Annotated in this window: 6 protein-coding genes; 1 reads left to right on the forward strand and 5 read right to left on the reverse strand. The window is 75.9% G+C overall.

The genetic code is table 11. From position 1 onward, the window contains the following. Positions 1-40 precede the first annotated feature (40 nt). From B1205_RS00205 to B1205_RS00220, 5 genes are all read right to left on the reverse strand, one after another. Positions 41-3,940 carry a multicopper oxidase domain-containing protein gene (locus B1205_RS00205; protein WP_254909592.1) on the reverse strand — a complete coding sequence of 1,300 codons (3,900 nt, stop codon included), beginning with the start codon at positions 3,938-3,940 and terminating at the stop codon, positions 41-43. Positions 3,941-4,084: 144 nt separating this feature from the next. Beyond that, a complete protein-coding gene (locus B1205_RS00210; protein WP_089153926.1) occupies positions 4,085-4,921 on the reverse strand; it encodes a DNA-formamidopyrimidine glycosylase family protein in 837 nt (278 codons plus the stop codon). Between the two features lie 102 nt (positions 4,922-5,023). Continuing rightward, positions 5,024-5,854, reverse strand: a complete 831-nt coding sequence (locus B1205_RS00215) for an SAM hydrolase/SAM-dependent halogenase family protein (protein WP_089153761.1) — start codon at positions 5,852-5,854, stop codon at positions 5,024-5,026. Further along, positions 5,851-6,000, reverse strand: coding sequence for a hypothetical protein (locus B1205_RS29430; protein WP_176308365.1), 150 nt, complete (start codon positions 5,998-6,000; stop codon positions 5,851-5,853). Before B1205_RS29430 ends, B1205_RS00215 begins: the two co-directional genes overlap by 4 nt. A gap of 125 nt (positions 6,001-6,125) precedes the next feature. Then, positions 6,126-10,910, reverse strand: a complete 4,785-nt coding sequence (locus tag B1205_RS00220) for an Lhr family helicase (RefSeq protein WP_089153762.1) — start codon at positions 10,908-10,910, stop codon at positions 6,126-6,128. Positions 10,911-11,079: 169 nt separating this feature from the next. Here B1205_RS00220 and B1205_RS00225 point away from each other — a divergent pair, with 169 nt between their 5' ends. Further along, positions 11,080-11,433, forward strand: a complete 354-nt coding sequence (locus B1205_RS00225; RefSeq protein ID WP_089153763.1) for a hypothetical protein — start codon at positions 11,080-11,082, stop codon at positions 11,431-11,433. Positions 11,434-11,894 lie beyond the last annotated feature (461 nt).

Below are 11,894 nucleotides of genomic sequence, written 5' to 3' on the forward strand. Positions count from 1 at the left end.
GCCAGCCGGGGCCGGGGCCTGGGCCGGGGTGGGGGTGGGGTCAGGTGGGGGTGGTGATGGTGGTGGGGAGGGACCAGGGGGAGGCGCCGACGGCGTTGGTGGTGCGGATCCGGTAGTGGTAGGTGGTGGCGCGGGACAGGCCGGTGTCGGTGAAGCCGCGGGTGGTGACGCGGAACGTGACCGGCTCCCGGGTGAAGGCGGCGTCGGTGGCGCGGTGCACGACGAAGCCGCCGCCCGGTCCCGCCGGCATCTCCGCCGACCAGGTCAGTGTCACCGTGAGGGCGTCCGGGGCAGGCTCGGTCAAGGCGGGCGTTCCGGTGGTGGCGACCACGCCGGTGGGCGCGACCGGGCGGGGCGGAGTGGTCGCCGTGGCCACCGTTGACCAGGGCGACGCCGCACCGAGGTACGTGGTGCGTACCCGGTAGTAGTACGTCGTCTCCGGGGCCACGGCCGGGTCCAGGTGGGCCTCGCCGACGGCGATCGCCGTGGTGCCCGGCCCGCTGGTGAACGTCGGGTTCGTCGCCCGCTGCACGTCCACCCCGGTGGCGAACGAGTGGTTCGCCCAGCGCAGCGCCACCCGCAGCGGCGCGGCCGGCTGCACCGCCGCGGTCAGCCGGGCCGGTGCGGCCAGCCGGACCGAGGCCGGCGCGCTGTTCGACCAGGCCGAGCAGCTCACCGCGTTCTCGGCGCGGATCCGGTAGTGGTAGGTGACGCCGGGGGTGACGGTCGCGTCGAGGTACCGGGTCGCGGTGGCGGCCACGGTGATCTCGGTCAGCCCGGCCGTGAAGGCGCCGTCGGTGGCGCGTTGCAGCCGGTGGCTGGTGGCCGGCGGGTGGTTGCCGTTGCCGGTCCAGGCCAGCCCGATCGCGGGCAGCACGGTGGCCGAGCCGGGTGCCGGGGTCGCGGTCAGCCCGGTTGGTGCCCGGGGCGCCACCCGCAGCACCAGCGGCCGGCTCATGCCCTGGTCGCGCAGCCCCGCCGAGCGGGTCTGCCAGCGGTACTCCCAGCCGAGATTGACCACCTGGTTGACCACGACCGCGGGCCGGCCGTCGACCGGGCTGACCGGGCTGGCGTCCAGCCGCACGCCGGCCGGTCGGGTCGGGTCGAGCAGCCGTACGCTGTCGCCGATCTTGAAGGGCAGGGCGGGCGGGACGGGGCGCAACGCCACCACCACGTCCTCCCGGGGGTTCACCCGGACGGTGTCCTTCCAGCCCAGTTCGCCCGGGTCCGGTGGGCGCAGCGTGCCGTCCCAGCCGACGCGGTTGACCAACTGCACGTCGCATCCCTCGACGTGTACCGGGTGGGTGCGGGCCGCGTCGCCCACGATCCGCCAGAGCTGGGTGCCGTCCGCGGGCGCGCCCACCGGCACGGTCGGGTCGGTCGCGTACACCACCTCGGTGGCCGGGTCGGTCGGGCCGAGCGGGAGGGTGGCCGGAGCGAGCGTGCCGGTGGCCGGATGGCCGACGCCGAGCCGCCCCACCGACCGGCCGTGTCGGGGCTCGAACGCCTGCCCGACCGACTTCACCGCCACCGGCAGCGTGACCGGGGCGCTCGCACCCCCCGGGGTGAACGTGACCGAGACGGCCCGCGCGGGGACCAGCGTGGGGCGGGCGGTGCGGGTGCCGAACGCGGCGTCGTACGCCGGTTGCGGCACGATCGGCGGCGGCTGGCTCGCCGCGTACGCGCCGGGCAGCGCGGCGGCGAGCCGCCGCAGGTCGTAGCGCGCCGCCGGGGCGCCGGCCACCCGGAACTGGAGCAGGGTACGGGTGTTCGGGCCGTAGCCGGGCAGCGTCGGCGGCAGCCCGCCCACGGCGGTGCGGTCCGGCGCGCCGGCGTGGTGGTCGTAGCGGGTGTCGAACCGGGGCAGCGGCGCCGGGCCGTCGTTGTAGAGGATCAGCGTGCCGCCCGGCGGCACGGCGGAGAAGTCCACCACCACGTCGGCACGCTCGCCGGGGGCGAGCAGCAACGTGTGCCCGTCCACGTTGAGCACGGTCGGGTCCTGCCGGTCGTAGCGGTAGCCCACCGGCCGGTTGGTCAGCACCACCGGGGCCGGAAGCAGGCCACCCTCGTTGCCGATCTGGATCATCTCCGGGCCGGCGGCGGCCGGGTCGGGCACGCCGCCGTCCCGCCCGTCCACCGGCCAGTACGCCGGCCGTCCCGACGCCCGGACCGCCTCCCCCATCGGCACCTCACCGGCGTGCGGATCGGCCGGGCCGCCGTCCGCGGACCACATCGGCCCGTCCGAGGCGGCCCGGTAGAGCTGGAGGTTCAGCGTCCGGTCCGCGCAGGCGTTGAGGATCCGGAACCGGTACGCCCGCGGCGCGACCTCCAGGTACGGGTAGGCCACGCCGTTGACCAGCGGCGTGTCCCCGTACGCCTCGGGCACCGCCGACGGGTGCGGCACGCCCGGGATCAGCGGCGGCTCGTCCGGTTCGGTGACCGGGTCGTGGTACGGGTTCGGCACCGGCGCGACCCACGGGCTGGCCCCGCCGTCCGGGTCGTGGGTCCACGGCCCGTAGTCCCAGCGCCCGGTCGGGCTGCGGCCGCTGATCCGGTACGGGTTCTGCCGGGGCTGGTAGACGTGCGGGTGCCAGAGGCTGCCCTTGGCGCCCCAGCGGTCCCGGTCCCAGGTCGGGTCCTGCGCGGCGAGCTGGGCGTCGTCGGGCACGAACGTCTTGTCCTCGATCACCAGTGGGAGCTGGTCGGCGGGGAGCACACCGTCGGCCACCAGTCGTTCCTCGGCCGGGTCGGTGAGCAGGTAGAGGGCGACCTGCCCGGAGTAGACGGTGAGCCGGGACAGACCGAGCGTGTTGTCGTGCAGCCACATCAGCCGGCCGCTCTGGTCGTTCGGAAAGTACAGCGTGGTGGCGCCCGCGCCGGGCACCGGCATGTCCGGCACCGGCGTCACCCCCACCCCCGTCGGGTACGGGGTGATCTCGCCGGCCGGGGTCACCCACTGCCACGGGTTGCCGGCGCTGATCCACGCCGTCCGCGCCCCGGAGAGGTGTGGCACGGCCCGGTTCTGCGGGTACGGCGCGAGACCGCCCAGCGGCCCGGTGCCGGCCCCGTCGACCGTCTCGTCCACCGGCAGGAACAGTTCGCCGGCCCGCCCGGTGGGGAGCTGGTTGATGAACTTGATCCGTACCGGCCGGCCCCGCCGGGCCACGATCACCGGACCGAGGTGCCAGGGGCGATCGGGTGGGCTGACCGTGTTGTGGCCGGACGCGTCGGTGCCCAGGTTGAGCTGACGGTAGCCACGCAGCCGGGTGGCCGGCAGGTCACGGTGCAGGCGTTGGGCGTACTCCTGGAGACCGATCTCGTAGTAGTCGCAGCCCGGCCAGGTGATGGTGTCCGGCACCGCGACCGGCAGGCGGGCGCCGAGGCCGGCGGTGGCCGGCTGCCCGGGCACCGGCAGCGGGTCGACGAACTTGCGGAGACCGGTGCCGGGCACCGGCCGGCCGTCCGGGTCGAGCACGGGCAGCGGGCTGCCGGCCGTGTTACCCACCGGGCCGAACAGGCGCGGCGCGGCGTCCGGGTCGAGACTGGCCGGCTCGGCCGCCCCCGCCGGCTCGGCGTCCCTGATGGGCTCGGCGGCCTGGCCTGGTCCGGTGTTCCTGGCTGGTCCGGTGTTCCTGGCTGGTCCGATGGTCCTGGCTGGTTCGGCGTTCCTGGCTGGTCCGGTGTTCCTGGCTGGTTCGACGTTCCTGGCTGGTCCGACGGCCCTGGCTGGTTCGGCGGGCTCGGCTGGCTCAGCGGGTTCGGCGGTCCTGGCGGCGTCGGCCACCTCCGGCGCGGTCCGTTCGACGAACCCGGCGGCCTCGGTGGGCTCGGCCGGGTCCTCGTCGGCGGCGCGGGCGGTGGGGACGGTGGGCGCGGTCTCCTCGGCGACCGTGGCGGTCCGGTCCGGCCGTCCGGGCCGAAGTCGGCGGAACAGCACCATGGCTCTCCCCGGGATCGGGCGCGGCGGCCGTCACCCCGGCGTGGCGGGCGTACGCGCTGCTGACGATCGGTGAGCGGTCAATCGCAGCATGCGACGCCGGAAGGCGCGAGGGAAGTACCCAATCGTCCGTATCTTGACGGATCTTCAAGGGTTCGTGGAAGTTCCGCGTCGCTCGCATTCCGGCTGGCAGACCGGGCACCAGTAGGTGACCCGATCGCCCAGCTCGTCCTTGCGGATCGCCGTCCCGCAGCGCCGGCACGGCTGGGCCCGACGGCCGTAGACGTAACTGGTCCCGCCCCGCCGCAACACCCCGGTGGTGCTCTGCGTCCAGCGGCCCCGGTTCGCCGCGAGCAGCCGCTGGGCCAGCGCGACCGTGCCGGCCAGATCCGGCACCGCACCCACCGGCGTCCACGGCGACACGCCGCGCAGGAAGAGCACCTCGCACTTGTAGAGGTTGCCCACCCCGGCCAGGTTGCGCTGGTCGAGCAGCGCCTCACCGATACTCTGGTCGGGGTGCGCGGCCAGTCGGCGGACCGCCTCGTCCGGGTCCCAGTCCGGGCCGAGCAGGTCCGGGCCGAGGTGCCCGAGGAGCGACTCCTCCTCGGCGGTCGGGATCAACGCCAGTTCGTGCAGGTGGTATCCGACCGCGACCGCGCCGGGAGACCGGAGCACCACCCGGATCAGGTGCGCCGGCCGGCCGGCCCACCGCTCACCCGGCGCGTACGCCCGCCAGGCGCCGTCCATCCGCAGGTGCGAGTGCAGCGTCCAGTCCCGGCGGGAGGCGGCGGCGTCCCTGCCGGTGGGGGCGGTGAGGCGCAGCAGCAGGTGCTTGCCGCGGCTGGCCGACTCACGCACGGTCCAGCCGGTCAGGTCGGTGGCGGCGAGTTGCGGCACGCGGAAGTCCGAACCGGTGAGTCGGGCCCCGGCCAGGGCACGTTGCAGGACGCGGGCGGTGTTCCAGACGGTGTCGCCTTCGGGCACCCCGCCATTGTCCCCGGCCGTGCCGGCCACCGCGCCACACCCGGCGCCGCGTCGGGAGGGGTTCCGCGCCGCCGGCGGTCGCCGTCGCCCAGCCCGCCTCACTCAGTCGGCGGCCACCGTCACCACGTCGCCCGGGCGGGCAGTGAGCAGGTCGACGGCACGGCCGGAGTGCACGGCCACGGCCACCAGCCCGGCCGAGTCGACGTACACCACCAGACCGCCGGGTGCCGCGTCGCCGAACGTGCGGCCGTGCACGGCCGGGTGCCCGGCCACCCGTACCCGGGCCGGCAGCCCGTCGAGCAGCGCGCCGGGCGCGGCGAGCTGCACGTTGCCGAAGTGATCGACGGTCAGCACCTCGGCGTGGAACCCGGTGGCGTCGGCGCGTACCACCGGCTCCGGCAGCCGGACCAGGGTGGCCGGGTCGACGGCGGGCCCGGCCTCGGCCAGCGGCAGGCCCACCGCCAGCCGGGCGGCCACCGGCACGAACACGTCCCGCCCGTGGAACGTGCGGGAGACCACCGGGGCCAGCCACGCCGGGTTGGTCAGCTCCACCGCCGCCGTCACGCCGCCGAGCGCCTCCGCCGCCGCGACCAGCAGACCGTTGTCCGGGCCGACCAGATGCCCACCGGGCGTGGCCAGCGCGACGCCCCGGCGCTCGGTGCCGACGCCGGGATCGACCACGGCGACGTGCACCCCGGTCGGCAGGTACGGGACGGTCTGCGCGAGCACCGTCGCGCCGCGCCGAACGTCGGCCGCCGGCACCAGGTGCGTCACGTCGATCACCCGGGCGGTCGGGGCGAGCCGGGCGAGCACGCCGTGACACGCGGCCACGAACCCGTCCGAGAGCCCGTAGTCGGTGGTCAGCGAGACGCAGGGCGTCGTGCCGGGGTCGCCTCGCCCGGTGCCGTCCGGTCCGGCCGGGCGGCTCGTCACCGGGCCGCCCGGATGAGCGGCCGCGCCCGGCGCAGCTCGCCGGGCGCACCGGACCGACCCGCGCCGGTCACCGATGTCGGCAGCTCGCGCCGGTCGTCGTGGACCGCCACGGTGGCGTGGTCGTCGTACGCGGGTATCGAGGCCATCCGCCCTCCTCGCCAAATCCCGTTACCCCCGGCAACCCTAACGAGAAGCGGCCCCGCTCTTCGAGATCTTGGTACGGGGACGCCCCCGGAGAGGCGGTCCCGTACCAAGATCGCGTGGTCGGGGGTCAGCCGCGTAGGCGTAGGCCCCGGGGGGTGGCCCGGAAGCCGGCGGCGGTGAGCGCGTCGCGCAGCGGCGAGGAGTGCACCGCCTCGCCGTCGGCGCGCTCGACCGAGATCGCGCCGAGCGCGCCGGAGTGCACCGCGTCGGCAAGCGCCTTGCCGGCCGCGCCCAGCGTGTCGTTGTCGTCGGTGAACGAGAGGATCGTCCGCCCGCCCCGCTCGACGTAGAGCACCAGATCACCGCCGACCAGCACCACCAACGCGCCCGCCTTGCGCCCGGCCCGGTGGCCGGTGGCCGGTGCCGTCCCGTCGCCCGAGTCGACCACGCGCTCGGGCCAGGGCAGCGCCCCGCCGTACGGATTCGCCGGATCGGTGGCGGCCAGCACCACGGTCGGCCCGGCCCGGTCCCGGCTGTCGTCGGCGAGCGCGCGGATCCGGTCCACCGCGCCGGGCACCGCGAACTGGGCCGCCCCCAGCCCTTCCACGAAGTAGCCCCGTCGCGCCGCCCCGCGCTCCTCCAGCGCGGACAGCACCGGATAGACCGCCGCGAAGCCGCCGGTCACCTGCTCGGCCATGACCACGCCCCGGGTCACCACGCCGTGCCGTTCCAGCAGCAGGTCGGCCAGGGCGGCGGCCCGGCGGGTCGGGTCGAGGTCGCGTTCGGGCAGCCGGGACCAGCGGCCGGCCATGGTCGGCGGGCCGCCACGGCTGGGCAGCGCCACCCGACCGGGGCGGCGGTAGCGGGTGCGCGGCGCGGCCGGCCGGGACCGGTGCGCCCCGCCCGCGCCGAGCGCGGCCCGCAGCGGGGCGAGCGTGTCGTTGGTGAGGTGGCCGGCCCAGACCAGGTCCCACACCGCGCCCGACAGGGCGGCGTCGTCGGTGGCGCCGACCCGGTCGGAGAGCGAACGGAAGAAGAGCGCCTGCCCGCCGGCGAGCGCGTCGAGCACCGCCTCGTGCAGCGGGGTGAGCGTCAGCGCGTCGTCCGGCGGTGGCAGCAGCAGCGGCGCCACGTCGGCGTACGCCAGCGTCACCCACCCGTCGCCGCCGGAGATCGCCCCGGCGCCGGCCCAGACCACCTCGCCGCCGGCGCACAGCTCGTCGAGCTGGGCGGGTGAATAGTCGGCGACGCGGGCGGGCAGCACCAGCCGCTCCAGCGCGGACGCCGGCACGGTCGCGCCCTGCAACTGCTCGACGGTGGCGGCGACCGCCTCGACGCCCCGGGCCGACGAGCCGACCTGCTGCCAGCGGGGCAGGAACGCCGCCAGTGCCCGGGGCGGCACCGGCTCGATCTCCCGGCGCAGCGCCGCGAGGGAGCGGCGGCGCAGCAGGCGCAGCACCTCGGCGTCGCACCACTGGGTGCCGACGCTGTCCGGCGCGAACTCGCCGGAGACCACCCGCCCGGTCGCGGCGAGCCGCCGCAGCGTCTGCTCGACCACGAACACCCCGAGGCCGAACCGGGCCGCGCAGGTGGCCGCCGCGAACGGACCGTGGGTGCGGGCGTACCGGGCGACCAGGTCGCCGAGCGGATCGGCCACCGGTGTCAGGTAGGCCTCGGCCACCCCGACGGGCAGTGCCACGCCGAGCGCGTCGCGCAGCCGGGCCGCGTCCTCGACGATCACCCAGCGGTCCTCGCCGGCGATGCGGACCCGCAGCACCCGCCGGGCCGCCGCCAGCTCCACCGGCCAGGACTCCGGGACCCCCCGCTCGGCCAGCTCGGCGGTGCTCAGGTCGCCGACCACGCGCAGCAGCTCGACCACGTCCTCGGCGTCGCGGGGCCGCCGCTGCTCGGTGCGCCAACGCAGCTGACGCTCGCTCTCGGCGAGCACCGCCGGATCGAGCAACTCCCGCAGGTCGACCCGGCCGAGCAGCTCACCGAGCAACCCGGAGTCGAGCGCCAGCGCGGCGGCACGCCGTTCGGCCAGGGGAGCGTCGCCCTCGTAGAGGAACGCGCCGACGTACCCGAAGAGCAGCGACCGGGCGAACGGGGAGGGACGCTCGGACTCCACCTCCACCAGCCGGACCTTGCGGGCGGCCAGGTCACGCATCAGCTCGGCCAGGGCCGGCTGGTCGAACACGTCCTGGAGGCATTCCCGGGCGGCTTCGAGGGTGACCGGGAAGTCGGCGTACTCCCGGGCCACGTCGAGGAGCTGCGCGGCGCGTTGGCGCTGCTGCCAGAGCGGCTGCCGGCGGCGCGGGTCACGGCGGGGCAGCAGCAGCGACCGGGCCGCGCACTCGCGGAACCGCGAAGCGAACAACGCCGAGGTGCCGACCGACTCCTCGACCAGTTGGGCGACCTCGTCCGGCTCGAACACCACCACGTCGGCGCCGGGTGGCTCCTCGGCGGTGTCCGGCAGCCGCACCACGATGCCGTCGTCGGAGGGCATCACCTGGGCGTCCACGCCGTAGCGCTCGGCCAGCCGGCGACCGATGGCGAGCGCCCACGGACCGTTGACGCGGGTGCCGAGCACCGAGTGCACGGCGAGCCGCCAGTCGCCCAGCTCGTCGCGGAACCGTTCGACCACCACCGTCCGGTCGTCCGGCAGCGAGCGGGTCGCCGCCTTCTGCTCGCGCAGGTAGGTCATCAGGTTGCCGGCGGCCCAGTCGTCCAGCCCGCCGGCACGCAGCGTCGCCACCGCGTCGGCGTCGGACTGCCGCAGCAGCGCGCGGACCCGGGCGCCGATCGCCCGCCCCAGCTCGACCGGGCGGCCGAGCTGGTCGCCCTTCCAGAACGGCATCCGGGCGGCCTGGCCCGGGGCGGGGGAGACCAGCACCCGGTCGGGGGTGATCTCCTCGATCCGCCACGACGACGAGCCGAGCAGGAACACGTCGCCCACCCGGGACTCGTAGACCATCTCCTCGTCCAGCTCGCCGACCCGGGCCGCCCGCTCGGCCCCGGCCAGGAAGACCCCGAACAGGCCCCGGTCGGGGATGGTGCCGCCACTGGTCACGGCGAGCCGCTGGGCGCCGGGCCGACCGGTCAGCACGTCGGTGGCCCGGTCCCAGACCAGTCGGGGCCGCAACTCGGCGAACGCGGTGGACGGGTAGCGACCGGAGAGCATGTCGAGCACCGCGTGCAGCGCCGAGTCGGGCAGCTCGGCGAAGGGTGCCGCCCGCCGGACCAGCACCGCCAGGTCACCGAGGTGCCACGGCTCCAGCGCCACCATCGCGACGATCTGCTGGGCGAGCACGTCGAGCGGGTTGCGGGGGTAGTGCAGCTCCTCGATCGCCCCCACGCCCATCCGCTCGGCGACCACCGTGCAGGACAGCAGGTCGCCGCGGTGCTTGGGGAAGACCACGCCTCGGGAGACCGCGCCGACCTGGTGCCCGGCCCGGCCCACCCGTTGCAGCCCGGCCGCGACGCTCGGCGGCGCCTCGATCTGCACCACCAGGTCGACCGCGCCCATGTCGATGCCCAGCTCCAGGCTGGACGTGGCGACCACGGCGGGGAGCTGGCCGGACTTCAGCGCCTCCTCGATGTGCTTGCGCTCCTCGCGGGAGACACTGCCGTGGTGCGCCCGGGCGATCACCGGTGGCGCCCCGGCCGCCGCGCCGGACTGCGCCATCACCTCGGCCGGCTGGCGCGGCGCCCGCAGTGGCCCCACCGGCCCGCCGAACGCGTCCGATCCGCGTCGCCCAGCACGACCGGCGCCGTCCGCCGCACCGCCGTCACGGAAACCCCCGTCTCCAGGCCCGCCGTCGCTGGCCACAAGGTCACGACCGGCTTCCGGCCCGCCGTCGGCCGGGCCGTCGTCCCGGTCCAACAGCTCGGATACGCGCACCGGGTCCCCGCCTCGGGCCGTGCGGCTGCCCGCCGGGGCGGTCGCCGCCTCCAACTCCTCGGCGGCCAGCTCGTTGAGCCGGGCGCAGAGGCGCTCCGCGCTGCGGCGGGAGTTGGTGAAGACGATGGTGGACCGATGCGCGCGGATCAGCGCGAACACCCGCTCCTCGACCGCCGGCCAGATCGAGGGGCGGCGTGGGCCGAGCCCGCCCAACTCGTCCTCCGGTGGCTCCTGCTCGTCGAGGCGGGTCATGTCCTCCACCGGGACCTGCACGCTGACCTCGATGGTCTTGTCGGCGGGCGGCTGCACCACGTCGACCGCCCCGGCCCCGCCGAGGAAGCGGGCGCAGACGTCGATCGGTCGCACCGTGGCGGAGAGCCCGATGCGTTGGGCCGGTCGGTCGAGCAGCGCGTCGAGGCGTTCCAGGGAGAGCGCGAGGTGGGCGCCGCGCTTGGTGCCGGCCACCGCGTGCACCTCGTCGACGATCACCGTGTCCACCCCGCGCAGTGAGTCGCGGGCGGCGGAGGTGAGCAGCAGGAACAGCGACTCGGGCGTGGTGATGAGGATGTCTGGCGGGGTGCGGGCGAAGGCCCGCCGCTCGTCGGCCGGGGTGTCCCCGGTGCGCATGCCGACGGTGATGTCGGGCGGCGCGAGGTCGAGCCGGGTGGCGGCCTGGCGGATGCCGATCAGCGGCGCGCGCAGGTTGCGCTCCACGTCGACGGCGAGCGCCTTGAGCGGGCTGACGTAGAGCACCCGGCAGCGCCGCCGGGGGTCGGCCGCTGGCGGCTCCTTGGCCAATCGGTCGAGCGACCAGAGGAACGCCGCGAGGGTCTTGCCGGAGCCGGTCGGCGCGACCACCAGGGCGTTGCGCCCGGCGGCGACCGAGCGCCAGGCCCCCGCCTGGGCGGGGGTGGGCGCGGCGAACGCCGCGGTGAACCACTCTCGGGTCGCCGCACCGAACTCCGTCAGCACCCCCTCTGCGGGGGTCACCTCGTCCGCCACGCCCACCATCCTGCCCCGCCGGTGTGACATTCCACCGGTGCCGGGACGCTTCTGTCCCAGGGAGGCGATCGAAACGACGAATCAGCAGATTTATCCGTTAAGTCTTACTTAACTGCTTGCTTGCAGCGCGCAACATAAAGTAACTTCACTCGCGACGTAGCGTGGGGCGGAGGCGTGGATGACCGTCGAGGAGCGAGGCTTCCAGCCGGGGACCGACGTGCTCATCCGCAAGGTCGACAGTCGGCTGGCCGCGCTCCGCGTCGGTCTCCACGGCCCGGAGCTCGAACTGGCCGAGGAGCTGGCCCGCCGCCTGCGGGAGCTGGTCGTGGCCACCGCCCGCTCCAGCGCCGCCGACCGCGCCGTCGTCCGGGCCGCCGTGCACTACTTCGTCCTACGCCGGGAGAGCCGCGACGCCCGGCTGCCCGTCCGCTCGCTCGCGACCGCCGAACGCGTGATCGACAAGGCGGTCCGTCACCTCGGCCACCCCTCGCCAGCAGGGCAGATCCGCCGAGACCCGGCCCCGCTCGGCTGACCCCTACCGCACCCCCGGTCCGCGTGCCCCCGGCCTGGGCCTGGGCGTGCCCTGGGTCCGGCGTGCCTTCGCCTCGGGCGTGCCTCGGGCTCGGGCGTGCCTCCGGTTCGGGCTTGCCTTCGGGCTGGGCGTGCCTCGGGCTCGGGCGTGCCTCGGGCTGGGCGTGCCTCGGGCTGGGCGTGCCTCGGGCTCGGGGGTGTCCTCCGGGCTGGGCGTGCCTCCGGTTCGGGCGTGCTCCCGGCGGGGCGTGCCCTCGGTCCGGCGCGTCCCCCGGCGCACCACCCTCCCGGCCCGGCGCGGATCCCGCTCCTGGCGGGTCGGCACCTCGCCGACGGGCAGGCAGGCCACCGGTTCGGGGATGTGGCGAGGTCGGGCCGGCCCGGATGTGGCCATGTCGGGGAAGTGGTGGGGCGGGATGCGGGTTCGGGGATGTGGCGGGGTCGGGGGGCCGCGATGCGGCC

Origin of the sequence: Micromonospora sp. NBS 11-29 (assembly GCF_002140155.1) — a bacterium.
Classification (GTDB): domain Bacteria; phylum Actinomycetota; class Actinomycetes; order Mycobacteriales; family Micromonosporaceae; genus Micromonospora.